The sequence below is a fragment of the Lysinibacillus sp. JNUCC 51 genome (genome assembly GCF_015999525.1).
Taxonomy (GTDB): domain Bacteria; phylum Bacillota; class Bacilli; order Bacillales_A; family Planococcaceae; genus Lysinibacillus; species Lysinibacillus xylanilyticus.
On record NZ_CP065545.1, the window covers coordinates 4,495,393 to 4,520,992 of the forward strand.

25 protein-coding genes and 1 pseudogene are annotated in these 25,600 nt (G+C 37.5%); 20 read left to right on the plus strand and 6 right to left on the minus strand.

Annotated features, from left to right (window positions below):
- The first annotated feature begins 47 nt into the window (after positions 1-47).
- From cdaS to JNUCC51_RS21685, 5 genes are all read left to right on the plus strand, one after another.
- Positions 48-668: a sporulation-specific diadenylate cyclase CdaS gene (gene cdaS / locus JNUCC51_RS21665; protein ID WP_337989710.1), complete on the plus strand. Its 621-nt coding sequence runs from the start codon at positions 48-50 to the stop codon at positions 666-668.
- A 100-nt stretch (positions 669-768) separates the two neighbouring features.
- The gene (locus tag JNUCC51_RS21670) at positions 769-1,212 is read left to right on the plus strand and encodes a MarR family winged helix-turn-helix transcriptional regulator (protein WP_337989711.1); all 444 of its coding nucleotides are present in this window, start codon (positions 769-771) and stop codon (positions 1,210-1,212) included.
- A 52-nt stretch (positions 1,213-1,264) separates the two neighbouring features.
- Positions 1,265-2,206: a ring-cleaving dioxygenase gene (locus tag JNUCC51_RS21675; protein ID WP_337989712.1), complete on the plus strand. Its 942-nt coding sequence runs from the start codon at positions 1,265-1,267 to the stop codon at positions 2,204-2,206.
- A 15-nt stretch (positions 2,207-2,221) separates the two neighbouring features.
- On the plus strand, positions 2,222-3,277 hold the full coding sequence (locus JNUCC51_RS21680) for an LLM class flavin-dependent oxidoreductase (protein ID WP_337989713.1): 1,056 nt from the start codon (positions 2,222-2,224) through the stop codon (positions 3,275-3,277).
- Positions 3,278-3,289: 12 nt separating this feature from the next.
- On the plus strand, positions 3,290-3,856 hold the full coding sequence (locus JNUCC51_RS21685) for an NADPH-dependent FMN reductase (RefSeq protein WP_337989714.1): 567 nt from the start codon (positions 3,290-3,292) through the stop codon (positions 3,854-3,856).
- 655 nt (positions 3,857-4,511) lie between these two features.
- Here JNUCC51_RS21685 and JNUCC51_RS21690 read toward each other — a convergent pair.
- Complete coding sequence (locus JNUCC51_RS21690) at positions 4,512-5,537, minus strand: DUF2332 domain-containing protein (protein WP_337989715.1); 1,026 nt, start codon at positions 5,535-5,537, stop codon at positions 4,512-4,514.
- A gap of 259 nt (positions 5,538-5,796) precedes the next feature.
- On the opposite strand from JNUCC51_RS21690, the gene JNUCC51_RS21695 reads away from it, so the two are divergent.
- The 5 genes from JNUCC51_RS21695 (at position 5,797) to JNUCC51_RS21715 (ending at position 10,114) form a co-directional block, all read left to right on the plus strand.
- Positions 5,797-6,678: a LysR family transcriptional regulator gene (locus JNUCC51_RS21695; RefSeq protein WP_337989716.1), complete on the plus strand. Its 882-nt coding sequence runs from the start codon at positions 5,797-5,799 to the stop codon at positions 6,676-6,678.
- An 82-nt stretch (positions 6,679-6,760) separates the two neighbouring features.
- On the plus strand, positions 6,761-7,435 hold the full coding sequence (locus JNUCC51_RS21700; RefSeq protein ID WP_443136964.1) for a response regulator transcription factor: 675 nt from the start codon (positions 6,761-6,763) through the stop codon (positions 7,433-7,435).
- Between the two features lie 82 nt (positions 7,436-7,517).
- A complete protein-coding gene (locus tag JNUCC51_RS21705; protein ID WP_337989718.1) occupies positions 7,518-8,441 on the plus strand; it encodes an ABC transporter ATP-binding protein in 924 nt (307 codons plus the stop codon).
- On the plus strand, positions 8,434-9,216 hold the full coding sequence (locus JNUCC51_RS21710; protein WP_337989719.1) for a hypothetical protein: 783 nt from the start codon (positions 8,434-8,436) through the stop codon (positions 9,214-9,216). Before JNUCC51_RS21705 ends, JNUCC51_RS21710 begins: the two co-directional genes overlap by 8 nt.
- Before the next feature lie 13 nt (positions 9,217-9,229).
- Complete coding sequence (locus JNUCC51_RS21715) at positions 9,230-10,114, plus strand: sensor histidine kinase (RefSeq protein WP_337989720.1); 885 nt, start codon at positions 9,230-9,232, stop codon at positions 10,112-10,114.
- 294 nt (positions 10,115-10,408) lie between these two features.
- Here the strand turns inward: JNUCC51_RS21715 and JNUCC51_RS21720 are convergent, their stop codons facing one another.
- Together JNUCC51_RS21720 and JNUCC51_RS21725 are read right to left on the minus strand one after the other, a co-directional pair.
- The gene (locus tag JNUCC51_RS21720; protein ID WP_337989721.1) at positions 10,409-11,398 is read right to left on the minus strand and encodes a DUF2167 domain-containing protein; all 990 of its coding nucleotides are present in this window, start codon (positions 11,396-11,398) and stop codon (positions 10,409-10,411) included.
- Between the two features lie 28 nt (positions 11,399-11,426).
- Positions 11,427-11,636 (minus strand): hypothetical protein, encoded by a 210-nt coding sequence (locus tag JNUCC51_RS21725; RefSeq protein WP_049664394.1) that lies wholly within the window; start codon positions 11,634-11,636, stop codon positions 11,427-11,429.
- A 507-nt stretch (positions 11,637-12,143) separates the two neighbouring features.
- Here JNUCC51_RS21725 and JNUCC51_RS21730 point away from each other — a divergent pair.
- On the plus strand, positions 12,144-12,587 hold the full coding sequence (locus JNUCC51_RS21730; protein ID WP_337989722.1) for an immunity 22 family protein: 444 nt from the start codon (positions 12,144-12,146) through the stop codon (positions 12,585-12,587).
- Positions 12,588-12,885: 298 nt separating this feature from the next.
- On the opposite strand, the gene JNUCC51_RS21735 is transcribed toward JNUCC51_RS21730, so the two are convergent.
- Positions 12,886-12,981 (minus strand): putative holin-like toxin, encoded by a 96-nt coding sequence (locus JNUCC51_RS21735; protein WP_337989723.1) that lies wholly within the window; start codon positions 12,979-12,981, stop codon positions 12,886-12,888.
- Positions 12,982-13,373: 392 nt separating this feature from the next.
- On the opposite strand from JNUCC51_RS21735, the gene JNUCC51_RS21740 reads away from it, so the two are divergent.
- Positions 13,374-13,727, plus strand: coding sequence for an immunity 51 family protein (locus tag JNUCC51_RS21740; RefSeq protein ID WP_337989724.1), 354 nt, complete (start codon positions 13,374-13,376; stop codon positions 13,725-13,727).
- Positions 13,728-14,049: 322 nt separating this feature from the next.
- Here JNUCC51_RS21740 and namA read toward each other — a convergent pair whose 3' ends face one another.
- On the minus strand, positions 14,050-15,060 hold the full coding sequence (gene namA / locus JNUCC51_RS21745; protein ID WP_337989725.1) for an NADPH dehydrogenase NamA: 1,011 nt from the start codon (positions 15,058-15,060) through the stop codon (positions 14,050-14,052).
- Positions 15,061-15,105: 45 nt separating this feature from the next.
- Positions 15,106-15,912 (minus strand): pyrroline-5-carboxylate reductase, encoded by an 807-nt coding sequence (proC, locus tag JNUCC51_RS21750; RefSeq protein ID WP_337989726.1) that lies wholly within the window; start codon positions 15,910-15,912, stop codon positions 15,106-15,108.
- Between the two features lie 492 nt (positions 15,913-16,404).
- On the opposite strand from proC, the gene JNUCC51_RS21755 reads away from it, so the two are divergent.
- The 8 genes and pseudogenes from JNUCC51_RS21755 to JNUCC51_RS21790 all read left to right on the plus strand — a co-directional run bounded on the left by JNUCC51_RS21755 (position 16,405) and on the right by JNUCC51_RS21790 (position 25,593).
- Positions 16,405-17,352: an MBL fold metallo-hydrolase gene (locus tag JNUCC51_RS21755; RefSeq protein WP_337989727.1), complete on the plus strand. Its 948-nt coding sequence runs from the start codon at positions 16,405-16,407 to the stop codon at positions 17,350-17,352.
- A gap of 8 nt (positions 17,353-17,360) precedes the next feature.
- Positions 17,361-18,116 carry an SDR family NAD(P)-dependent oxidoreductase gene (locus JNUCC51_RS21760; RefSeq protein ID WP_443136965.1) on the plus strand — a complete coding sequence of 252 codons (756 nt, stop codon included), beginning with the start codon at positions 17,361-17,363 and terminating at the stop codon, positions 18,114-18,116.
- 505 nt (positions 18,117-18,621) lie between these two features.
- Positions 18,622-19,815: an argininosuccinate synthase gene (locus JNUCC51_RS21765; RefSeq protein ID WP_337989728.1), complete on the plus strand. Its 1,194-nt coding sequence runs from the start codon at positions 18,622-18,624 to the stop codon at positions 19,813-19,815.
- Between the two features lie 83 nt (positions 19,816-19,898).
- Positions 19,899-21,272, plus strand: coding sequence for an argininosuccinate lyase (argH, locus tag JNUCC51_RS21770; RefSeq protein WP_337989729.1), 1,374 nt, complete (start codon positions 19,899-19,901; stop codon positions 21,270-21,272).
- 623 nt (positions 21,273-21,895) lie between these two features.
- A pseudogene (locus JNUCC51_RS21775) lies at positions 21,896-22,202 on the plus strand (carboxymuconolactone decarboxylase family protein).
- A gap of 629 nt (positions 22,203-22,831) precedes the next feature.
- The gene (locus JNUCC51_RS21780; protein ID WP_337989730.1) at positions 22,832-23,209 is read left to right on the plus strand and encodes a GntR family transcriptional regulator; all 378 of its coding nucleotides are present in this window, start codon (positions 22,832-22,834) and stop codon (positions 23,207-23,209) included.
- Positions 23,210-23,216: 7 nt separating this feature from the next.
- Positions 23,217-24,296 carry a DUF1648 domain-containing protein gene (locus tag JNUCC51_RS21785; RefSeq protein WP_337989731.1) on the plus strand — a complete coding sequence of 360 codons (1,080 nt, stop codon included), beginning with the start codon at positions 23,217-23,219 and terminating at the stop codon, positions 24,294-24,296.
- 13 nt (positions 24,297-24,309) lie between these two features.
- Positions 24,310-25,593: an alpha/beta hydrolase gene (locus JNUCC51_RS21790; RefSeq protein WP_337989732.1), complete on the plus strand. Its 1,284-nt coding sequence runs from the start codon at positions 24,310-24,312 to the stop codon at positions 25,591-25,593.
- Positions 25,594-25,600 lie beyond the last annotated feature (7 nt).

Here is a 25,600-nt window from a genome sequence, read left to right on the forward strand (position 1 = left end):
AAACTAAATAATAAATACATAATAAAATTAAAAGCGGGGTGTTGTTTGTGGATCCAACAAATTGCGATTTTTCACCAATGAAACAAACATTAAAGGAAGAGCTTCTGCAGGTCATTATTTCTTTACAGCAAAGTGTAGAAGCAATGGATACGAATACAAACTGTCTTCTTGGGAATTTTGAAAAAATTAAAGAGAAATTTGTAACGATTGAAATGAAGGCTGCAACATTTTATTTGAATTGTTATCTTTCGCCGTTTACTGAAAAATATCCTGAGCTTTCGCATTGCGTACAAAATATGTCTAAAAGAAGACACGGTGGACTAATTGTTATTGAACGGGAGGATACTGTTGCATCTATTATACAGCCTGGTATTCATATTGGCGCAGAAGTAACACATTCTTTATTAGAATCTATTTTTTTTCCGGGAAATCCACTGCATGACGGCGCAGTTTTAATAAGCCAAAATATAATTAAGTCAGCAGCAAATGTACTGCCACTGTCAGATAGATATACGGGGGAAAAGAAATTAGGCACAAGGCATCGAGCAGCATTAGGGTTAAGTGAAGTAAGTGATGCGCTTATCATGGTAGTGTCTGAAGAAACAGGGAGAATTTCATTTGCCTTTAAAGGAAACTTATATCCAATTACGACGCATGGCATTATATAGTGTGAGTTCTTCACACTGAAAAATATCTTGAATTCAAGATATTTTTCTTGCTTATTTATCATTTGCGTAGTAAAGTGATGAATAAGAGGAGGAGGAAGCGATGCGAAAATATACGCTCGGATCACTGACATGGATTCGGATGATGCGCTTTACAAATCAAAGTAACCAGCTTTCCAATGAGTTTTTAAAGCGTTTTGACTTAACAACAGCACAATTTGATGTCCTTATACAAATAAAGACCTATGCACCATTAACGCAATCACAGCTAGCGGAGAAAGTTACAGTGACGCAAGGTGGTATGTCTCGGATGCTTGCTCGTCTTGAAAAAGAGGGACTTATTGAACGTAAGCAAAATTGGAAGACCAAAACAATCTCACTGACAGCTAAAGGCGAGCAGATGATTGATACGGCAACACCAAGTCAGCTACAATTTCAGTCTTCATTTTTTGAAGAAGTATTAACAGAAGAAGAAATGAAAACTTTAAATACACTAATGACAAAATTAGAAAAGCATAGTCGTGAAAAAAAGTTACCGCCAGCGTAATTTTTTCACACTATCACTTGCTTAGTCAATTGAAAACGAGGAGGAATCATTCATGAACAAATTAAGCGGCCATCATCATATATCAATGCTAACAAAAAACGGTAAACGTAATAATGATTTTTATACAAAAATTCTCGGCTTACGTCGTGTAAAGAAAACAGTTAACCAAGATTCGCCTTCCATGTATCACTTATTTTATGGAGACTTAACAGGAGCTGCAGGTACAGAATTAACATTCTTTGAAATGCCCGTAGCAGGACGGACAGTTCGAGGAACGAATGCTATTACACGTATTGGTCTACTAGTGCCAAGCTATGACAGTCTGCAATATTGGAAAAATCGTTTTCAACAGTTAGAGGTTGAACATAGTGAAATAACAACTTATGCAGGTAAAGATGCATTGTTTTTTGAGGATCATGAAGGGCTACGTATGGTGCTATTAAACAATCACGGTCACGAAACACCCGGTCATTGGCAACCATGGGACGGCTCTGATATCCCGGCAGAACATCGCATTTTAGGGATGGGTACAGTTGAAATAACAGTTCGTTACTTGCTACGGACTGTAAGCTTATTGAAAGAGCTATTTAACTACACAGTAGTTGCAGAAAGTGAAAAAGAAGTAGTATTGCAATCCATTCCTGGTGAAGTAATTGGAGAAATCGTTGTACAAGAATTAGAAGGGCCAAGTGAGAAACCTGGTCGTGGTAGTATTCATCATCTTGCATTACGTGTCGGAACAGTGGAGGAATTACAACAATGGGATGTCAAAATTAAGGAGCAGGGCTTTGATAGTACAGGCATTGTGGATCGTTATTATTTCCAAAGCCTTTATTTTAGAGACCGTAATGGGATTTTAATTGAAATGGCAACAGATGGCCCAGGGTTTACAGTTGATTCGGCAATAGAAGATCTTGGAAAAGAACTTGATCTTCCACCATTTTTAGAAGAAAAACGTGCAGAAATCGAAGCTATTTTAGAGCCACTAGATTAAGGAGAGATTGTAATCATGGAAAAATACCGTATTGATCAATCGAAAGGAATCGAATTTGGCCTATATTCATTAGGGGATCATATTCCAAATCCATTAACAGGTGAACGTATTTCGGCTCAGCAACGAATCCAAGAGCTAATTGAAGCAAGCCAACTAGCAGAACAGGCAGGCATTGATGTTTTTGGTGTTGGCGAAAGTCATCAATCGTACTTTACGACACAGGCACACACAGTTGTTTTAGGAGCTATTGCACAAGCTACATCAAAAATTAAATTAGCAAGTTCCGCGACGGTACTAAGTGTTTCTGATCCAGTACGCGTATATGAAGATTTTGCGACGATTGATTTAATTTCTGATGGACGTGCGGAAATAGTCGCAGGGCGTGGCTCTCGAGTTGGTGCATATCAATTACTAGGCGTTGATTTAAAGGACTATGAAGAAATTTTTGAAGAAAAATTAGAGCTGCTGAAAAAAATAAATGACAATGACCTTGTCACTTGGGAAGGACAATTCCGTACACCACTTCACAATGCGCAAATTTTGCCACAACCTAAAAATGGATCATTGCCAATTTGGCGAGCTGTCGGTGGACCACCTGCTAGTGCCATAAAAGCAGGTTATATGGGCATTCCAATGATGCTAACGACATTAGGTGGTCCCGCAGCTAACTTTAAGCCATCTGTAGATGCCTACCGAGAAGCGGCGGAGCGAAGTGGCTTTGATCCGCAAGAGTTACCGATTGCTACAACAAGCCTATTCTATGTTGCTGATACGACTCAAGAGGCACTACAAGGGATGTATCCCCATTTAAATGGGGGATTCCAAGCAATTCGTGGCGCGGGTTATCCGAAGCAACAATTTGCGCAAGCGCCAGATACACGAGATGCCCTAATGGTCGGAAGTAAGGAACAAATTATTGAAAAATTACTGTACCAATACGAGCTCTATGGTATGCAGCGCTTTATGGCACAAATTGATTTTGGCGGTGTACCATTTGATAAATTAATGAAAAATATTGAAATGATAGGGAACGATATTTTACCTGCAATCAAAAAATATACAGTTAAATAAGGAGTGCTCAGCATGAAAATTGTTGCACTGGCTGGTTCAATTGTCGGCTCAAAAACTAAAACAGCCATCAGTAAAGTAGTTGAAATTTTACAAGATAAATATCCAGAGCATGAAGTTACGTTACTAGATTTAGCTGAGTACAGGATGGAATTTAGTGATGGACGAAATTATTTTGAATATGATGGGGATACAAAGTATGTGACAGAAACAATTATGGCTGCAGATGCAATTGTCATTGGAACACCAACATTTCAAGCTTCGATTCCTGCGACGTTGAAAAATATTTTTGACTTACTACCTGTCAATGCCTTTCGCGATAAAGTAGTGAGTACGGTTGTTACAGCTGGCACATCGAAGCACTACCTAATGATTGAGCAGCAGTTAAAGCCAATTCTTGCTTACATGAAAGCTCACATCGTACCAACATATGTTTTTATTGAAGAAAAGGATTTTTTACGGAAGGAAATTGTGAATGATGATGTTCTATTTCGCCTTGATCGCTTAGCTGAAGATACAGTAATGGTAGCCGATGCGTTTGCAGAAATTCGTGCTAAAAAAGATGCGGAATATGATTTTTAGAGATTACTAATTTATTAAACTAGTCGCCGCAATAGAGAAAGTATGAAGCGCTACAAATGAAGTGATTTATGTTCTAAGCTACCCCTTTCCTTTGGGCGAGCGTCGAGCAATCTCCTCTGCTCATGTTGTTGCTACCACTTCGCTTTCGCACTGAAAAAAATGATCTTTGCTAAACTTACGTTTTATGATTATAAAATCTGAGTCATGATAGAAGATTTATGCGCTATGAAGTTGTTGATTGGAGTGGAGGTTGGGCGACTCCTTGGGGATCAGCAATAGAGGAACGAAGGCTAAAACCATCACGTCCTGTGATAACGCCTTCGTGACCAACATCGGTGCTGCTGCCGCTTCGCTTTCGCGCAAAAAACATCTGTTGGCCCGAGACCCTGGAGCGAGCAACGCGAGTGAAGCGGCTCATCGGACGCCCCCAGGAAGCTTTGCTCTGTGCGAAAGCGTAGTGCTAACGTAGCGGCAGCAACAAATGTTTTCATGTAGCGAAAGCAAAGCGACAGCTACAAAGCGCCCAGCCGGAACGGAAATCAACCCCTCGTTTTGCCGGAGAGCCGTATTTAAACCTTATTTCATTGACATAATAGTTTTCAAAAACATGACGCTGCATAAGAGCGAAATCTTACGCAGCGTTTTTTCGTGCTTTTTATTTATTGTTAGACCACTTGAACCATCGAGCATGACCATCAGGACGTTCCATATTACGTATAGATTTTATCTCTCCTTGATCAATAAAATCTTGATGCAGTTGCATATCAAATAAATTGTTATAACAGTGGTAAAGAGGTCGTTCCATGCTGATCTCTTTTAATTGTTCATTTAGTTTAAGGCGTAATTCCATTGGGATTTGATTGGCTACATGCGTATGATAAACAACTAACATCGCATCTTGATTAATATCTTTACTAATATCTTTTATAAGTTTAATGGCATCTCCTTTTATTAGCTGTAAATCGAGTCCTTTTAAAATAGGGAGTGCTTGATTTAACAAAAGTCTTCGCTCTTCATGCTCTGGCCAAATTAATGCTTGGAGCCATCGGAGGTCTTCCTCATTATGAATATCAATAGGATTTAAATCGATGCCAACTCGTTTACAAACCACTGGCGCATTTGTAATGGAAGCTGGAAGTGGTTCTCCTCGATTTTCTGAGGGCAAAACGAAATCGTTATGACAATTGTTTACGTGAAGTTGTTGATTATAGCAATAATTGTATTGATCCATTCCAAGTTGAAGCCCTGCACTTGCACCAATCTCTATTAAAGCTAATGGTTTTTGGTGGCGTTCATAAATTTCTGTCATCATCGGATAAAGGTAAGAACAACGCCGAATTTCATTAGTCTGAACAAGGTTTTCTTGAAATAAAATCTGCAATTCTTCTAAATGAGATAAGACGAATGCTTTAAATACAGGATACACTTCATTTATTGCATATGGTGTTGTCGTTAAAGATGGATAAAAATTAACTAAATCGTCTTTTGATGATGACAGCAAATACTGAACCCCAGCTAATAATAAATTAGGTACAGGTTGTCCTTGAGGTATAAATGCGGCAACTTTTAGTATTTCATCATCATCGGCAATCTTATTTGCTAAATGTTCATATAGTGGACTTGAGTTTTCACATTCATCTTTAGCAAAAGTACGAAATTGCTTACTTAATTTAGCAAACATACGAATCTCCCCTTTGTGTAAAAGTAATCGATCTACTTTTAAGTTTATTATTGTTGGATAATTTAGTAAATTAAATATAGTTAATGAAGTTGATTAACAACATTAATTTCTTTCAGCGGATGTTCAAACATCCGCTAAAAGAAGTTAAAGCCTCCGGCGGATGTCACGGATTTTCAAAGGAATGAATTGTGCATCCACAATTCAAAATCCGGACGCAATTATGCCCAGGCATAATTGATAGAAAGGGGATGAGGAGATTTTGGATTATAAATGGATACAGTCTTTTGTAGTAGCAGCTAAATTTTGTAATTTCAGATTGGCCGCGGAAGAACTACATTTATCGCAGCCAAGTATTACTGTTCATATTCATCAATTAGAGCAATTTTTGAATGTAAAATTATTTAAACGTGAAAAGAATCGTGTGCAATTAACGGAGGCAGGGCAACTCTTTTTAATAGAAGCTCAGCAAATCATTCATCAATGGGACAAAAGTATTGAGCGCTTTCAGTTAGCAACTAAAGGGATTCAAGAAAAGATTATTATTGCAATGACTCCATTAATGGTGGAGACGATATTGCCTCATGTTATTTATCAGTTTATCAATGAAAATCCCTCCATTGAAATATCGATTCTAGTGGAGGATTCAGCAAAAATTGAGGATTTAATCAATAGTGATAAGGCGCATATTGGTATTTCTTTATTGCCAACACGTTATCGACATTGGCATCAAGAACTTCTTGTAGAGAGTCCTCTAGAAATGGTGATTCCTCTGGATGCTTTCGATGATGAGACCGGAGCATATATTGATTATGAGGAATTATTTCAAACCTACACTTTATTTACACACCATCATCCAACTATTTGGGCGGATTTATTACATAAACTTCAGGAAAAGTATGTAGTAACTAAACAAGTGTCCGTGTCCCAATCCTATGTGGTAAAGCGCTTAATAAAAGACGGATTAGGCATGTCATTTTTGCCACGAATGATTGTGAGAAGAGAGCGGATGGAAGGTCGCTTTAATATCCTCCCCTTCGATGAAATAGCTTTGCCAAGTGTTCCTGTATATCTTTTTTATAAGGATTCAGTAAAGGTTCCTGCAGAGTTATTATGTTTATTTCAGACGAGGGATTATTTATAAAATTATAGTCAACTATTTTAACAATTTTTTAGCAATCTGTTCATTTTAATAATTGATATATTTTAACAAAGGCGTGATTGTATTGAGAATTTTAATGGTTGAGGATCATGAAGATGTAAATGCAATGTTAACAGAATTGTTTGAGCAAGCAGATTATCAGGTGACAAGTGCGATGGATGGTATAGAAGGTCACCGAGCATTTTTACAAAATAAGTTTGATATTGTGCTTCTTGATATCATGCTTCCCTACAAAAGTGGGGATGAATTATTAAAAGATATTCGCGCTATTTCGGATGTACCTGTTGTTATGATTTCAGCAAAAGATTTAGTGTCAACAAAAATTGATTTGCTTCGTTTAGGAGCGGATGATTATATTACGAAACCTTTTGACCTTGGTGAGGTTCTTGCCCGTATTGAAACTGTATTACGTCGTGTTAAAAAACAAGCTTTACCAATGAAGCAGCTGCAATTCAAGGATATAGTACTGGATGATGTCGCTAAGCGAGTTACAGTGAATGGTGAAGTGGTTTTGCTAACCGCAAAGGAATATTTATTGCTCGAATTGTTTATGACAAACCAAGAGAAAGTATTCACGAAAGCAAATTTATATGAATCCATTTGGCAGGAAGAATATTTAGGGGATGAACATATTATTAAAATCCATATTAGTAATCTTCGACATAAATTAAAGACAAAAAATCCACAAGCGGATTATATCGAGACACTTCGAGGGCTTGGTTATCGTTTACGTCCATAATTTATCCGTAATCTATACGCCATCTTTACTTTATCTATACCTTTCATGAGTAATCTATGAATATGAAAGGGAGGTGCTTAATATGGGAGAAACCATATTAAAAACGAATCAATTATCAAAAACATATAAAAAGCATACAGTACTTCACGATGTATCAATCGAATTAAAAGAAGGACGTATTTATGGGCTTATTGGTGAAAATGGTGCGGGAAAATCAACCTTAATGAAGATTATTTCAGGGATTAGCTTTCAAACAGATGGTTCATTTGAGTTATTTGGAAAATCATCCGACAAGGAAATACAGCAGCAACGAAAACGTATTGCCTGCATGATTGAACAACCAGCGATTAGCCCTGATATGACATCAAAAGGTAACCTTAAATATCATCGTTTAATGCGGGGAATTCCAAATGAGGAGCTCGAGGATGAAATACTGCAATTGGTTGGATTGACGAGTACAAATAATAAGAAAGCTAAGCATTTTTCACTAGGCATGAAACAACGTTTAGGAATTGCCATTGCGCTATTAACTAACCCAGAGTTATTGATTTTAGATGAGCCAGTGAATGGGTTAGATCCTATAGGTGTTGTTGAAATTCGTCAGCTTTTAACACGTCTTTGTGAAGAGAGGCAGATGACGATTTTAATTTCGAGTCATAATTTACCAGAACTTTATCAAACAACAACTGATTATATTATTATTCATAAAGGAAAAATTATGAAACAAATGACTCAACAACAGCTCGACGAAGAATGTAGACGCTATATTCGTATTGGTTGTACAGCACCAGAACAATGTGCACATGTTTTAGAAACAGTACTTAAAACACAAAACTTTCAAGTCATGCCAAATAAAACGATTAAATTGTATGATTTTTTAGAAAATCTCGGGGATGTATCAACCTCATTATTTGAAAATGGGGTAACGCTTACGGAATTTAGTCTACAAGGAGATACGTTAGAGAACTACTTCCTAACATTAATTGGAGGTGAGCGACATGTTTAATTTAGTGCGTGCCTACCTCTATAAATCAACTAAATCTAAAATATTTTGGGTCTTACTGGCACTTACAACATGTTCTGCAATAGCAATGTTTAGTATAGCGTATGGGATCGGCAATAACTCAATAAATGAAAGCGTCAGCAACGTTGGTTTTTTATTATCAGATATGAACACGATGTCAATAGTAGGCGCAGTACTTGCCACTATACTTATTTGTTCAGACTTTGACACAAAAAATATCCATCATCCTATTATAAGTGGGTTTGCTAGGATTCGAATTGTCATAAGTAAAGCAGTTGTTTATTGGATATTACTTATTGTTCTTGTAAGTCCGTATATCCTCGTTACAATAATTGGTTTATCAATGGACAGCACGTTTAGTATGGACGGGAAAGCAGCAGGTTTTTTAAGTATTCTAACTTCGACTACTAGTGGTAACTTTGGCGAATACGTAACAATAATGATCACCATGACATTGGTTTATCTTGCCCAGTTAACGACTTGTATTTTACTGGCGTTTGCCTTAAGAAAATCGGTGCTTGTAGTAGCTGCGTATTACATGATGTCCATGTTCTTTGGGCAGGTAGCGAGTTTCCAAGATTCATTTGAAATTATGGATAAAGTATTATCCTTTACACCATATTCAGCTGAGTATATGGCCATTAATTTAAGCATGAGTAAAGGTGATATAATTTCAGCCGTTACTATTTGCGCCATCTTTATAGTAGTAATTATATATTTAACATTCATGACATTTAGAAAAGTAGAAATTAGGTAAGGGGATGTAGGGAATGTGGGTTGTGGCAATTGTAGTCATTGTAGGATTACTGTTTTATATTTTTTATATACAAAGGCAATTACGATTGATGAACGTACAATTGTCACAACGTCTACATGAGCAATATGCGCAGCCAATTAGCGTAGAGCTATTAAACAAAGATGTAAATCAACTCGTGGCAAATATTAATCGCATATTAATAGAATCACAAAAATCAAAGTCGTATATTAAACGGGAAGAAAAATACTATAAGGAAATGATTTCAAACATTTCTCATGATTTTCGTACACCTCTTACTGCGATAAAGGGCTATCAACAAATGCTTTTAAAAGAACCCTTAACAGAAAAGCAGCTTGCAAAGCTTGAAGTCGCACAAAAACATGTTGGAAGACTAGAGCAATTATTAGAAACATTTTTTGAATATTCCTATTTGCATAGTAATGAAGATAAACCTAAAAAGGATCGTATTAATATATCAAACATAGTATTTGAAGAGATTGCTGGTGCCTTTACACAATTTGAACAAAAAGGAATAGCCGTAAACTTGCCTAATTTTGAGCCGCTCATTATTAACTCTGATGAAGAAAAGCTTTTACGTATTGTGCAAAACTTAGTACGAAATAGCATCATGCATGCGCAAGGTGATATAACGATCAAGTTGTGGCTTGAGGGGGAACATGCATATATCTGTTTTAAGAATCCGATTGACGAAAATATTCAACTAAATCCTAACCAGCTTTTTGATCGATTTTATACAACAGACAATTCAAGACGTAAAAACACAGGTCTAGGGCTATCTATTGTCAAGCTGCTTGCAGAAAAACTAGGTGGAAAAGCAACGGCCAAAATAGAAAATGGAATGATCGAGTTTTTAGTGTGCTTAAAAAAGAATTTGTAATAGTAGTAGTCAAGAAGCAAGCTTAGTGCAACTTTGCAATAACAATTGAAATTTCATTAAAAGAAGAAAAAACAATGTTATAACTACATTAGAAATATAAATCTATAGGTAAATATGGTATGAATGCTGAAGATAGGGGGGCGTGATTTTACTTACACTAAAACATTATGAATAAACGATATGAAAGCCGTTCCTAGTCACTCGTCTATCGAGCGATTAGGAACGGCTTTGATTATACCCATTTTTGAAACAATTCAATAACCACATCCGCGAAACGTTTAGTGGTTATTACTTTTACAAATTAACCTTGCTACGGTCATTCTCCTGATCCTGTGCCGGTTGCTCGGATTGTTCCGGTTGCTCCGATTGTGCTGGTTCCTCAGACTGTTCCGGTTGCTCCGATTGTGTCGGTTGTTCCTCCGACTGCTCTTTCTTCAATCTGATTTTTTTGCGAATAAAGCCCCAAATAGCGCCTACAGCCAGTACAAGCACGATCCCAAACTTCTTCAATAGAGGGATAAGTACAGCAAGCAAGCCGGCCTTTTTCGCAACTGCCAGACCCGCGCCTCCGAGAATTAATCCTGTTAAGCCGAATTCAGCTACTTTATCGGTTTTTTTGTCAAAATCCTCATAGCGCTGACCTTGCTTTAAGTTAAACTGCGACAGAATCTTGTTGTTAAACACTATACGATCGGCCTGCAAATTCGCCGGATCTGAAACAAGTATCGCCGAAATATAGCCTTCGCGCGATAGAATTCGCACATTGTAGTTAATAACACCCTTGTTTTGATAATCATGCGCCAATAAAGACCACGACAAACTATGTAATTGGTTGTCGTAGAATGGAGCAACATCCCATTTGTCAACAAATAACTGATTTTCAGGGCTTAACTCCTTATTCATTTCTTCCGTACCTTCTTTGTAGCTTTCTAACAAGGCATCAGCATCGATTTCCGCTTTCTCGTCGTCTTCTATATATCCAGATTCTTCATATTCGAAATAAACGGCCCAAGTCTGATTTTCATCCTTTGGGAAAACCACGCCGATTTCTGACCCGCTTGGTTCCATTCCACCCTGCTTTAGGTACTTTTTCGTATCTTCGGCATTAAGAAAAATAAAATCACTGCCTAACTCTAATTCCGCTAAATTGTTCCCAACGTCAACTTTCTGTCCACCTTCTATCCAATTTAGCTCTTCTTCGGCGAATGCGGGAACCGCACACACCATCATAATTAAAGTCATAACAGATACTGATTTTAATAGTTTTGCAATTAACGATTTCAAAAATAACTTCCTCCCAAACCATGTCTTCTTACGCTGCGGACGACTTGTCCTTATTTCCTTTAAATAAATGAATGCCTACTAGGACGGCGCCGATACCTGCAATAGCAATTTCAACAAAGGTTTCGCCTCCGCCAAAAATGTCGCCAAAAACGGTAAATAACTTAAATTGCAAACCGAATTGTGGCAGTATAAATGCCCCTAGCCCCAAAATTAAAAACACAATACCAGTGCGTAACATAATTAACCTCCTTGATAAAATAATGGAAAAAATACTTCTGTAGATTATCATATAACCCAAAATGTGGCAACGGTGTAAAAAGTCATGTAATTAATGTAGTAATTATGAAACGTTGGTAACAAAAGGATTTTGTTAGGTATTACGGATTATCTGTATAAAAATGATTTTCCAACCAACCAACTAACTAATTAATAAATTTAATATTTAGCCTAAATACTATAGGAAAAACATTTTGTACACAGAAGTGATGTCTTTTATGTATGAGTTAGGAGAAGAAATATCACGATTTCATAGTGATAGTGATAGTGATGGTTAGTATCAATATTATAGGAAAGAGAGGAAGGTTAAGAATGAATTTTAATGTATTTATTTGGTATTTTAGGTTCGCTATGGGTGCTGGAAATGGTAGAATATACTGTAATAATCATGATTATTCTGGCAGATAGGCGAGATTAAAGGTGAGAAGAAAGTCAAATTCATCTAACGATACAGAGAATCAGGTAACAAATGGTGAATGTCATCAATAAATATATGAGAGCGAGTTGTAAAAATATAATGGATATGTCTAAAGTGCATGTATGGATAGGAATCAATAACTCTGACGATGAAACATTCGAAAAATATTTTGAATTAGATTACAATGCTGATGTAGAAATGGACGACCCTGAATATATGGTGTGTCAATTTTGTGTTGATATCAAAACAGAATGGTACGATGAGGACATGATAGGTGTTTATAAGATTGCCCATTTAATAAATGTTGAAGAAGCACTAGAAGAAATACCAGTTTCAAAGGATACGTTATTAGAAATCAACACTATCTGTATTAGAAAAGGGATTAAAAATATAAATGCAATGTTTTTCTACACAGATGCGAATTTAAAAATAACTGACACTGATAAGTTATTTAATGGTTTAGTTTACTTAGGAGAATTTGAGATGAATATCTAAAATTTAACCAATTCCTCAAAGCGATTTTACTGGACCGTGTACGGATTGCTTTATTAATTTATACTATCTTTATTGGTTTATTTTGTGTTGTGTTGGGTTCTTTTGTGTACATAGATACTGGGTAATAGGGGTATAAATTCTTGAGAAAAAAAAGCGATGTGTTATAATAAGGGTAAGAAAAAAGACCGTATGGTGCGGTAACACAATACGGTCAAGTAACAAAACAAACGCTTTTAGAGCGATTGGCAAGAGTGAAAGTAAAAGCACTCTAACCCTGCTTAGGTTTTAAAGGGTGCTTTTACTTTTTTTGTGAAAAAGTATATGACAATGCAAGGATAGCTATAATTAAAGTACCGAGACCAATAGCTAAGCTTAATGCTTCATATGTTGTCATAAGCAATCCCTCCTTTCTATCCTAGAACTAAATAGAAAAATTTAAATTAGGAGTAGTAGAGAAGATTGCCAATCACCCTTAAATACCTTTATTCTGTTACTCTTTAATTATACCATTTCTTCTATTATTATCATAGTTTTGCTATCTCTTACTAGATTCTAATTCCTCTAACTGATTAGTTATTCTCTTCTTCGATTTTTTAAACTTTATCACTCAATAACTCAATTGATTATTCTCCAATTAATTCATATTTGCCGACATAATATGGACTAAGGTAAATTCTAACTCTTTAACTAGGTAATAATGTAGTTTTAAGTATTGTGATTATTATGTGCTCGGTGAAAGCGTGAGGTTTCAAGGTACAAAAAATTATATTTTTAGGGAGGGTTAAGATGAATTTAATTAATGATAAACAGCTAATAGCTCCGTTTTTTTGGGTTGATCGGAGTAGTAGCTCTGCGTCCTTATGTTTAGATGTTGGTGAATATAAGCAAGAGGTTTTTGATACACGAGCTGATGAGGGATTTGAAGGAGGAGGTTATGATTGGGAATCTTTGGCGATTGTCTTTCTTGAAGAAAAAATGCCCGAATTAAAAGGTATTGTCAATTTTGATTCCGAAGCCAGTATGTTTTGTGCTTATTCCACAGATAAAAAAGCATTAGAGCAGTTTGCTATTTCATTTAAAAATACATGTGAAGATGAAGCTACTATTACGGATTTGTTTTCTCGTGCAGAATTGGATTGAGGGTTTTATTTTCATATTGTTTGAAGACGAAGTAATGGAAATGGCAGGAATAATAGATACGTATTTGATCTTCCAATAGTGAAAAAATCAAACGATATTTTTAGAGATATCACAATGTAGCGAGCTACTAAGTAAATTCGAATAAAAGGTTCGATAAGGTATCCTCACCATCGTCAATGGAGAAGTCGTAACTACAGATGATGCAGAGACGTTAGTAAAGGCAATCGGTGATGAAATTAAAAAAATCCTCTTTATTAAAATGAAAACAGCTTGTTAGCATAAATCAACAAGCTGTTTTTTACTTTTTGAATAGCCGTTATTTTTACCAGCCTCGTACGTATTGCACAGGAGGTGTAACTTCTTCTCCTAATTCCTTGGCAGCATGAAGTGGCCAATATGGATCGCGCAGAAGAACGCGTGCTAGGAAGATTAAGTCAGCGCGATTATTTTGTAAAATTTCCTCTGCTTGAATGGCTGTCGTAATAAGGCCAACTGCTCCAGTTGGAATATCAGCACCATGCTTGATCGCTTCAGCATGAGTTACTTGATAGCCTGGAAAAACATTGATATGTGCTTGCACGACACCACCTGTAGAAACGTCCACTAAATCGATACCCTGTGTTTTCATCCAGCGACTGAAAACGATAAAGTCTTCCATTGTTGTACCATCTTCTGCGTAGTCTTCAGCGGAAACACGCACAAGCAAAGGACCTTCCCAAACACTACGAATAGCATCGATGACTTGGCGCAATAATCGGTAACGATTTTCTTGAGAGCCACCGTATTGGTCATTGCGTTTATTCGTTGCTGGTGATAAAAATTCACTAATTAAATAGCCGTGTGCTCCATGGATTTCAAGAACATCAAAGCCTGCTTTAGATGCGCGGACAGCTGCTTGTTTAAATGCTTCTACAACATATTCGATGTCTTCTAATGTCATCTCAGTTGGTGTTTTATAGGCATCGCTAAATGCAATGGCTGTTGGAGCAAATATTTCTCCATCTACAGTTGCTTTACGTCCTGCATGTGCAAGCTGTATGCCGGTTTTTGCTCCGTATGCTTTCATTCCTTGAACTAATTGACTTAACCCTTCTATATGAGCGTCATCCCAAATTCCAAGATCGTTACTAGAAATACGACCCTCAGGTACAACACCAGTAGCTTCGACAATGATTAAACCCACTTGACCAGCAGCCCGCGTTGCATAATGTACTTGGTGGAATGGTGTGACAAGCCCATCATCCTTCGCCGAGTACATACACATCGGTGCCATCACAACACGATTTTTCAAAGAAATATTTTGTAATTGATAAGATTCAAATAATTTAGCCAAAATAAAGCCCCCTAATCCCTAGTGATATACTCTATTTTGCACACATTATTTACTATTTGCAAGTGAACGAGATCGAGCTTCAGCTTCTTTAATACATGCTTCAATGGCTTCATTAAATTGATATTGTTCAAGAGCTTTAATTCCAGCTTCTGTTGTACCGCCTGGACTTGTTACTTTACGGCGTAATACATCAGGCTCATCGACTGATTGCTTAAGCATTTCTGCAGTACCAGCAAGTGTTTGCGTCATTAATAGTCGTACTGTATCCTTCGAGAGACCGACTTTTGTACCAACCCGTTCAAATGCCTCCATTAAATAATAAATATAAGCTGGCCCACTTCCTGAAAGAGCTGTTACAGCATGTAATTGATCCTCATCTACCTCAATAACTGAACCAACCGCCTCTAAAAGCTGTAAGAAAATGGAGCGCTGTTCTGCTGTCACTTTGTCATTAAATGCAATTCCACTTGCAGACATCCCAATAGTAGCAGAAGTGTTAGGCATAACGCGTGCTACTGGGCGAGCACCTAGATGTTCTGTAATAGTAGAAATAGCAATACCAGCTAAAATAGAAAGAACAGCTGATTGCTCTGTAATTTTAGGCTTTAGCTCACGCATCGCTGCAACAGCATCTTTAGGCTTCATTGCTAAAATGATTAAATCAGCCTGCTGATAAATATCTTGATCAATATTACAATTTACATCATATGTGTCGTGTAAAAAAAGTAAGCGTTCTTTGTCTGAGCGATTGGTGACGTAAATTTCTTGTGCCGTAAATACTTTTTGTTTAATCCAGCCCTGAATCAATGCCTCTGCCATACAGCCTGCACCAATAAATAGTATTTTTTTCATAATAAAACCTCCAGTTCAAAATCAATTTCGCCTTGCCGTAATTGTAGCTGCCGCTACGCTTTCGCTACCAAACCATTTGCCGCTGTCGCTTCACTTTCGCACAAAAAAGATCTACTAAATAAAGATAAAAAAGCGCTCTCGTCCTTATAAAGAAGGACGAAAACGCTTTTGTTTCCGCGGTACCACCTTTGTTTGCCAATTGGCACAACTCATAGCCCTTTTATCGCAAGGGAGACGGTTATGTTTTCATAACTGCTCAGAAGTAGGTTCGGTAATGGGAGCGGGTGATGTCACTTTCAGCAAATGTAACACTCTCTAGGACACCTTCACCAATTACGTACTTGGCTTCATCAACGCACATAAATAATTAGATTATTCAAAATTATATTGATAATACGTCGACCTGTCAACAGGAGGGTGACGAAAAGAAGAAAAACTTGTAAAATAGAATGAATCGGTATTCACTAGTGGCATAAAAGGGGGAAACATATTTTGTCTATATACAAAATAGAAATACCAACACCCTATGAAGTAGGAGATGTGAATGCATTTGTTGTAAAGGGCGATGCATTGACAATTTTTGATGTTGGTCCAAAAACAATGGAAGCCTATGATGCACTTAAATGGGGTATTCGTGCAGCAGGCTTTGACATGCGAGATATTGAACAGGTTGTGTTAACCCATCATCATCCAGATCATGCAGGTTGGGTGGATGCCTTTCCAAACGCAGAAATTTTAGGGCATGCCTATAATGATAAATGGCTTCGTCATGACGAGGATTTTTTACGTTACCATGTGCAGTTTTACAGTGAGCGCTTATTTGAGCACGGTGTTCCTCAACAATATATCCAGCCGAGTGTACATGTCCGCCGTGAAATAGAGCTTGTAGGTGAACGACCATTAACACAAATTCTTAACGATGGGGATGAAGTGCCAGGACATCCAGGATTAAAGGCTATTGAAACATTAGGACACGCACAAAGTCACTTAATCTTCTGGGATGAAAAAACTCATGATGTAATAGGTGGAGATTTATTGCTTGAAAAAATAACGCCAAACCCGTTAATTGAACCACCGCTAGATCGTACATTAGGACGTACTAAATCGTTACTACAATATAATGAATCGCTCGAAACTTTGCGTCGATTAGCCGTAAAAAAGATGTATACAGGACATGGTGCTGAGCTAGAGAATATTCCTGATTTAATTGATAAACGACTAGAACGCCAGCATCAGCAATCTTTGAAGGTTTGCGAATTATTTGGTGACGAATCATTAACCGCTGTACAAGTAACGAAGCACTTTTACCCATCAATTTTTCAACGTCAACTAGGTCTGACGTTATCTAAAACGCTCGGTTATTTAGATTACCTAGAGGCCAACAATTTCATTACATCTACAAAAAGCGAAGAAGGTATCTATTTATTTCAAAGGAGGTAGGTTTAAATATGAACATGAGTAAAAAGACTATCTTCGTTACAGGTGCAACTAGTGGTGTTGGACTGAAAATTACAGAATTATTAGTAGCACAGGGTCATTCGGTTTATGCAACAGGACGCAATACAGTAGCATTGAAAGCATTAGAACGCGTTGGTGCAAACGTGATACAAGCAGATTTAACTAATTTATCTACAATCGATGAAGTATGTGCACAGCTACCGCCTCTTGATGTTGCGATTTTATCTGCCGGGGTAGGTAAATTTGGCATTGCACCTGACTTATCAGATGAAGCTATTAGACAAATGGTAGAGCTAAATGTCAGTGTACCGATGTATTTAGCAAAACGTCTAGCAGCATCTATGATACAACGTCAGCAAGGTCAGTTAATCTTCATCGGCTCACAGGCAGGAAAGGTAGCGACACCTAAGGCTAGTGTTTATGCTGCTACAAAGCATGCGATTGTCGGCTTTACGAATGGGCTTCGCATGGAACTGGCTCCGTATAATGTTAAAGTCACTGCGATACATCCAGGTCCAATTGATACACCATTTTTAGATAAGGCGAGTGATGAAAGTGGTTATCGCGAGTCTTTAGGAAGATTTTTATTAACAGCTGAAGAAGTGGCAGAAGCTACTATAAAGACAATTGAACGCCCTGTACGAGAGGTTAATTTACCAAGGGTCATGGGGTTAACAAGCAAGCTGTATGCAATGGCACCTGCAACCGTTGAATTTTTAGGTAAATCATTTTTTAATAAAAAATAGGTTAATCAATTATGCTTTAAAATAATTGTAACTGCCGTTTCACTTACGTTACACAAAACATTTGTAACTGCCGTTTCACTTTCGCTACAAAAAAACATTGCTGAAAGAAGTTAAACTGTAAACGTACTCAAGTAAAAAATTTGAGTGTGTTTACAGTTTTTTATTATAACGTTTATTATTTGCTCATCGTATGCCCTCCTGAAGGCACCCATCTTGAACGAAAATCGCCCCCTCGTTTTGCCGAAGACCATTTACTATCCCAAAATTTATATCATATACATTAGAGGAGCGAGTAAAAATTCGTTTTTCCGAGTAAAAATATTCATAGTTTGTACAGGAGCAAAAACTATTGAAGTGACTCACTTTTTACAATAAACATAAAAGTCTATAAATTTATAAAAATACACTTGCGCTTATTTTTATAACGTGTTACTATTCGTGTATAAACTTTTAGGTTGATGTATAAACATACATATCTTATTGATTAATTGGAGGCGTATTTTTTATGGCGAATAAAAAAGTAGTATTAGCATATTCAGGAGGTCTTGATACTTCTGTAGCAATTCCGTGGTTAAAAGAACAAGGTTGGGACGTTATTGCAGTGTGTCTTGACGTTGGTGAAGGTAAGGACCTTGAATTCGTAAAAAATAAAGCTCTTCAAGTAGGGGCCATAGAATCATATATGGTAGATGCGAAGGATGAGTTTGCTGAAGAATATGCATTAATCTCATTACAAGCTCATACTTGGTACGAACAAAAGTATCCACTAGTATCGGCGCTTTCTCGTCCATTAATTTCTAAAAAATTAGTGGAAATTGCAAACCAAGTAGGTGCGGACGCAGTAGCTCATGGTTGCACAGGTAAAGGTAATGACCAAGTTCGTTTCGAAGTTTCAATCAAAGCTTTAAATCCAGATTTAGAGGTATTAGCACCTGTACGTGAGTGGGGCTGGAGCCGTGATGAGGAAATCGAATATGCAATGAAACATGAAGTACCGATTCCTGCAACGTTAGATTCACCATTCTCTATTGACCAAAACTTATGGGGCCGTGCAAATGAAGCGGGCATAATGGAAGATCCATGGGTATCTCCACCAGAAGAAGCATACGGTTTAACAGTTTCTGTGGAAAATGCTCCAGATGAAGCGGAATACGTAGAAATTGAATTTGTTGCTGGTAAGCCAGTATCTTTAAACGGTAAAGAAATGAAGCTTGCTGATTTAATCCAAGAGCTAAATGCAGTAGCTGGAGCACACGGTGTTGGTCGTATCGATCATGTAGAAAACCGTTTAGTTGGTATTAAATCTCGTGAAGTATATGAAATTCCAGGAGCAAAAGTGCTATTAACGGCTCATAAAGAGCTTGAAGACTTAACGCTTGTAAAAGAGTTAGCACACTTCAAGCCAGTCATTGAGAAAAAATTATCTGAATTAATTTATGATGGTTTATGGTTCTCTCCATTACGTGTAGCACTAGAGTCATTCCTTGCTGAATCACAAAAATTTGTAAACGGAACTGTGCGTGTGAAGCTTTACAAAGGTCATGCAATTGTGGAAGGACGTAAATCTCCAAATTCACTTTATAGTGAGAAGCTAGCAACATATTCTAAAGAAGACCAATTCAACCATGCTTCAGCAGTAGGCTTCATCGAATTATGGGGTCTGCCAACAGTGGTTAACTCTTCAGTAAATAAAAAATAATCTTTTGACAGCAGGGTGTAGTGTAGCATTATTCGCTGTACTGCACCTTTTTCAAAAAGAATGTAAGGAAAAGGTGAGCTGTTATGACAAAACTTTGGGGCGGACGTTTCCAAAAATCAGCAGAAGCATGGGTGGACGAGTTCGGCGCATCGATTGGCTTTGACCAACAGCTTGTTCTAGAAGACCTTGAGGGTAGCGTAGCGCATGTTACGATGCTTGGCGCAACAGGAATTTTACCAGATGCTGACGTAGAGGCAATTCTCGGTGGCCTTGCACAATTACAAGAAAAAGCAATCGCAGGAGAGCTTGAATTTACAGTTGCCAATGAAGATATTCATTTAAATCTGGAAAAAATGCTCATTGATTTAATTGGTCCTGTAGGTGGAAAGCTTCACACAGGCCGTAGTCGAAATGACCAAGTAGCAACGGATATGCATATTTTCTTGAAAAAACGTGTGAAGGAAGCAATCGGTTTAATTGAGACATTCCAAAAGACATTGCTAGAAAAAGCTGAGGAGCATGTAGAAACAATTGCTCCAGGATATACACATTTACAACGTGCTCAACCAATCTCATTTGCCCATCATTTAATGGCCTATTTCTGGATGTTAGAGCGTGATAAGCAACGCTTTACTGAGTCACTTAAGCGCATCGATATTTTGCCTTTAGGTGCAGGTGCGATGGCCGGGACAACTTTCCCAATTGATCGCTTAAAATCCGCGGAGCTTTTAGGCTTCAGCGAGGTTTATGCAAACTCTATGGATGCAGTAAGTGACCGTGATTTTATCGTTGAATTTTTAAGCAATTCATCATTATTAATGGCACATTTATCTCGTTTTGCAGAGGAAATTATTTTATGGTCGACAGATGAATTCAAATTTATCGAATTAGATGATGCCTTCTCAACAGGCTCTTCTATTATGCCACAAAAGAAAAATCCTGATATGGCAGAGTTAATCCGTGGAAAAACGGGACGCGTTTACGGTAACTTGATGGGCCTATTAACCGTTCTTAAAGGAACTCCGTTAACGTACAACAAAGATATGCAGGAAGATAAAGAAGGTATGTTCGATACAGTCCATACAATTCTTGGTTCTCTAAAAATCTTTGAAGGTATGATTCGCACAATGACAGTCAACAAAGAGCGTTTGCACCAGGCAGTACACTCTGACTTCTCTAATGCTACGGAGCTTGCAGATTATCTAGCAACAAAAGGTATGCCTTTCCGTGAAGCACATGAAGTGACAGGAAAACTTGTATTCACATGTATTCAAAAGGGTATTTACTTATTAGATTTACCGCTTGAAGACATGAAAAAAGAAAGTGAGCTTATCGAAGCGGATATTTACGATGTATTAGCACCTGAAGCAGCCGTTCGTCGTCGTCATTCATTAGGTGGTACAGGATTTGATCAAGTAATAATCCAGATTGACAAAGCAAAAGCTTGTTTTGCTTAACTTCTTTTAGCGGATGTACAAACATCTGTACCTGTCGCTACGCTTTCGGTACAAAAGACATCTGCTGAAATAGAGGAACTCAGTCTAAGAGCGCCACGTCCTGTGGCAACGACTGAGTGACCAACTTCGTGCTGTGTTGCTGTGTTGCTGTCGCTTCGCTTTCGCACAGACAAAAACACGTTGCTGCCGCTTCGCTTTCGCACAAAAAACATCTGTTGGCCTAAAGCCTCCGGCGGATGTCACGAATTCGGAAGGGAGTTCTTAGGGGATGTTAGCCTAAAATCATCGCATCCATGCGATAACAGCTAACTGACCTGCGTCGGTGCTGCTGCCGCTTCGCTTTCGCGCAAAAAACATCTGCAGGCCTAAGCACAAAGCCGAATCCGGACGCAATTATGGAGGCATAATTGATCAATTTCTTTAGCGTGCATGTCCTTGTGACTTTTGCATAGATATTCATTAAAGCTGTCCAGTGAGGCACTATGAAAAACCATTTTCCTTTTTCGTTAGAGCCAGAGGGTAAAACGAAAAAGAGCCCCTTACATAGGTGAAGGACAAACCCCAATTCTGGAGACGCGGAATTGGGGTTTTTGTGTAAAGAAATAACAAAGGGAGGGATTTCAATGAATGATCGTTTTTCAAAGGGGTACGAAACAATTAAACAGTATGTAACAAAGGAAGAAGCGGCTCGAATGATTGAGGCAGATGCACTGGCTGATGTAGCACCAGATTTACGTAAAATGATTATTGAATTTGCCTATGGTGATGTTTATTCTCGACCAGGGCTAGATGCAAAAAGCCGTGCACTTGTTGTCATTACAGCGGTAGTAACTCAAGGTGCTGCCCCACAAACAATTAGTACCATACATTGGTTTTCCGCGGGTCCAAAATGCTTTAACTTTTTTCAGCAGGTGTCCAAACACCTACTGAAAAAAGTTAAAGCCTCCGGCGGATGTCACGGAATCGGCTTTATGCAAGCACAAAGCCGATTCCGGACGCAATTATGCCGAGGCATAATTGATCCATTGCGCAACAGGTCTTTAAGGAAGACGCCTAAAATAAAACTCAGCATTTTCGTGAAGTTTTATTCTTGAAGAAGCCACTGTTGTTAAAAATGCTCTTCACATGAATAAACACTTATTAAACGGTTCATATTAAGAGCGGAATCACTTATTAATCTAATGTGATTAGGAGGATGTAGAATGAGTAGTCAAACACCCAAAGACCAGAAATCTCAGGAAAGTCCGCCACAGTTGTATTAGGTGAGCTTCTAAAAAATCTTAAGTAATTTGGTGAGGCAGAGGATATTCTGTTTTGCTGTAGCTTAAGAAGAAGCAAAAAACAATACAGATATAATCAATAGAAATAAGTGTTCTTGGATTCAGAATTTTTCTGGGTCCTTTTTTATTTCACATTGTCCTAAAGCCCGATTGGTGAGAAGAGGACCGCACCGATTAATTTTCACTTTATAGAAGAATTTGACTTTTTAAGAAAACTGTATTACTCTAAGCATGACAGATTTCTGTTTGGTGATAAGCGATACAGATTGGAGGGGGAAAATGAATATTCATTTAGATCCAAGCAGTGAATTACAGCTCTATAAACAGTTAGCGAATCAGTTAATTGAGTTAATCGCTAAGGGAAAGTTAAAAAATGGTGACACATTACCTTCAGTTCGTTCAATGGCTTCGGATTTAGGTATCAATGTTAGCACGGTTAGTAAGAGCTATCATGAACTTGAAGAAAAAGGGTTAATCGAATTAAAGCCGAAAGCAAAGGCAATCATTATCGGTGGTCAAAAAAAAGAACTGGAAGAGACGGAAGTTGAAAAAGTAGAAAATGCATTAAAACCAATTATGGCGGAGGCCCTTGCACGTGGTCTCGAAAAAGATCAGATGACAAGTTTGTTTCATCGAATTTTAAAACAATGGAAGTAGGGGAAATATGCTTTTTATAATAAGCATCTTCATCTTTGCAGGGGTACTGGAAACAGTAACACCGTTTTTAACGAGAAAAACAACAGTGTTTGGTGTGTCAATTCCAGAGCCCTATGTGCAACATAGGCAATTACAAATATTTAAAAAGCACTACAGTATGATGGTCGGGAGCATAGCAATTGCATTTCTTTTAGGCCAAATTTTACTACTATTTACGTCCATTCAGGAAGAGGCATTTGTTTTATTATCCTTTATTTTGCTGTATATCATGCTTCTTATATCAGCTGGACTTTATATGTTATATCATATAAAAACAAAAAAACTAAAAAAGCAAGAAAATTGGGAAGCGTATGTAAAAACTGTTTATGTGATGGATTTATCTATACGAGATAGAGATGAAGTGCTTTCACCTACATTTTTCTCATTACCAATTATTATCACTTTGTCATTAATTACCTTTACCTATATGAATTACGATACCATCCCGGATGTATTTGCTACCCATTGGAATGCAGCAGGTGAGGTAGACGGTTGGACTGAAAAAACATGGCTATCAGTTATTTTACTGCCGCTTATTCTCCTAGGCACACAAATTAGCTTTTTCATCATGAGTATAGGTATGAAAAGTGCCAAAATACAATTGAGCGCACAAGCGAAAGAAGCTTCAGCCAATAGAGAGCTTAAACAGCGTAAATATGGCAGCTGGTACCTCGCGGCAATTAATTATAGTGTAACTATTCTATTTGTTGTTTTACATTACACGACAGTTATTTTAAAAAATCAAACAATTCTTTACTTTTTCCCGCTTTTTATCATTTTTATGATCGTCTCTTTAGGGGGACTTATCCTCTTAATATGGAAGTTAAGTAAAAGTAATGAGCGGTTTGATGATATACATACAAACGAAACAGCTGCAGCCGATGATCTATACTGGAAATTGGGTGTTTTTTACATCAATAAAAATGACCCTTCCCTATTAGTGCAAAAGAAATATGGTATCGGTTGGACTGTGAATCTAGCAAATAAATGGAGCTATATCATTTTACTTGTAATATTTTTACCAATCTTGTTAGTCATTTTCATATAGAGGGAGAGATTTTATGAAAAAACTATTGTTGTTATGTTGTTCACTTTTATTATTAGCAGCATGTGGTCAGAAGGAAGACAACGCAAAAGGTAAAGAGACGAAGGGGGACAATAAAATGAATGAACAGCTAGTAGGAAAATGGGAAGGGAATATTGAATTGCCAAACGGAGTACTTCCAATTATTGTTGATTTGCAAAAAGATAGTGGAAAACTATCTGTGCCAGCACAAGGAATATCTAATTACCCATTTAAAAGCATTAAATACAATGCTGATCAAGTGAGTGTTTCAATTAATTTAAATGGCTCGGCTATAGTTATTAACGGAACATTAAAAGATGGGCAAATTGAAGCAACGTTTCAACAAAATGGTGGTAAATTCCCTCTTGTCTTAAAGCCATTCAAAGAACAACCAGTTACGTATGAAACGTTAAAGATTCCTGTTAAAGATGGTCAGTTAACAGTGGCTCTTCAAAAGGCTAGCAAGGAGCCATCTCCAGTGGCGCTTATTATAGCGGGCTCTGGACCAACTGATAAAGATGGAAATTCAGCTATAGCTGGTAAAAATGACAGCTTAAAAATGATTGCGGAAGGGTTAGCAAAAGACGGTATTGCTACTGTCCGCTATGATAAACGTGGACTTGGCGATAATCAATCCCTTTTAACTAAGGAAGAGGATATCACAATTGACCAATACGTAGATGACGCAGTTCAAGTGATTAATACTCTTTTAGCTGATAAAGCTTATTCAAGTGTTAATATTATTGGACATAGCGAAGGCTCACTAATCGGGTTACTAGCAGCACAAAAAACAAATGTAGAGTCCTTTGTATCCATAGCAGGCACTGGAAGACCAATAGATGAAGTTTTGCTAGAGCAATTAAAAGGTCAATTATCATCAGAGCTTCTAAAAGAATCAACTGATGCTCTTGCATCCTTGAAAAAAGGCGAGCTAGTGAAGAACGTTTCCCCAGAGTTACAATCACTCTTCCGTTCTTCTGTACAACCATATATGATTTCATGGTTAAAATATAACCCGGCAAGTGAGTTAGCGAAAGTGAATAGCAGAGTATTAATTCTTCAAGGAACAACCGATTTACAAGTCGTTGCAACGGATGCGGAAGCGTTAAAGAAAGGTAAACCAGATGCCAAGCTTGTAAATCTGGAAGGTATGAATCATGTGTTAAAAAATGCTCCAGCGGATCGTACGGAGAATTTAGCGACATATTCAAACCCATCATTACCACTTCATAAAGAATTGCTGCCAACCATTCAGCAATTTATTATGAATGGAAAGTAGAAACTAA

Bases quoted from the DNA above. Each gene is read 5' to 3' on its own strand.
- JNUCC51_RS21675 (WP_337989712.1), top strand. From the start codon at position 1,265: ATGAACAAATTAAGCGGCCATCATCATATATCAATGCTAACAAAAAAC.
- JNUCC51_RS21680 (WP_337989713.1), top strand. From the start codon at position 2,222: ATGGAAAAATACCGTATTGATCAATCGAAAGGAATCGAATTTGGCCTA.
- argH (WP_337989729.1), top strand. From the start codon at position 19,899: ATGACAAAACTTTGGGGCGGACGTTTCCAAAAATCAGCAGAAGCATGG.
- JNUCC51_RS21735 (WP_337989723.1), bottom strand. From the start codon at position 12,981: ATGACAACATATGAAGCATTAAGCTTAGCTATTGGTCTCGGTACTTTA.
- proC (WP_337989726.1), bottom strand. From the start codon at position 15,912: ATGAAAAAAATACTATTTATTGGTGCAGGCTGTATGGCAGAGGCATTG.
- JNUCC51_RS21785 (WP_337989731.1), top strand. From the start codon at position 23,217: ATGCTTTTTATAATAAGCATCTTCATCTTTGCAGGGGTACTGGAAACA.
- JNUCC51_RS21725 (WP_049664394.1), bottom strand. From the start codon at position 11,636: ATGTTACGCACTGGTATTGTGTTTTTAATTTTGGGGCTAGGGGCATTT.
- JNUCC51_RS21685 (WP_337989714.1), top strand. From the start codon at position 3,290: ATGAAAATTGTTGCACTGGCTGGTTCAATTGTCGGCTCAAAAACTAAA.
- JNUCC51_RS21710 (WP_337989719.1), top strand. From the start codon at position 8,434: ATGTTTAATTTAGTGCGTGCCTACCTCTATAAATCAACTAAATCTAAA.
- JNUCC51_RS21765 (WP_337989728.1), top strand. From the start codon at position 18,622: ATGGCGAATAAAAAAGTAGTATTAGCATATTCAGGAGGTCTTGATACT.
- JNUCC51_RS21780 (WP_337989730.1), top strand. From the start codon at position 22,832: ATGAATATTCATTTAGATCCAAGCAGTGAATTACAGCTCTATAAACAG.
- JNUCC51_RS21730 (WP_337989722.1), top strand. From the start codon at position 12,144: ATGGTGAATGTCATCAATAAATATATGAGAGCGAGTTGTAAAAATATA.
- JNUCC51_RS21670 (WP_337989711.1), top strand. From the start codon at position 769: ATGCGAAAATATACGCTCGGATCACTGACATGGATTCGGATGATGCGC.
- JNUCC51_RS21715 (WP_337989720.1), top strand. From the start codon at position 9,230: ATGTGGGTTGTGGCAATTGTAGTCATTGTAGGATTACTGTTTTATATT.
- JNUCC51_RS21705 (WP_337989718.1), top strand. From the start codon at position 7,518: ATGGGAGAAACCATATTAAAAACGAATCAATTATCAAAAACATATAAA.
- JNUCC51_RS21790 (WP_337989732.1), top strand. From the start codon at position 24,310: ATGAAAAAACTATTGTTGTTATGTTGTTCACTTTTATTATTAGCAGCA.
- JNUCC51_RS21760 (WP_443136965.1), top strand. From the start codon at position 17,361: ATGAACATGAGTAAAAAGACTATCTTCGTTACAGGTGCAACTAGTGGT.
- JNUCC51_RS21740 (WP_337989724.1), top strand. From the start codon at position 13,374: ATGAATTTAATTAATGATAAACAGCTAATAGCTCCGTTTTTTTGGGTT.
- JNUCC51_RS21690 (WP_337989715.1), bottom strand. From the start codon at position 5,537: ATGTTTGCTAAATTAAGTAAGCAATTTCGTACTTTTGCTAAAGATGAA.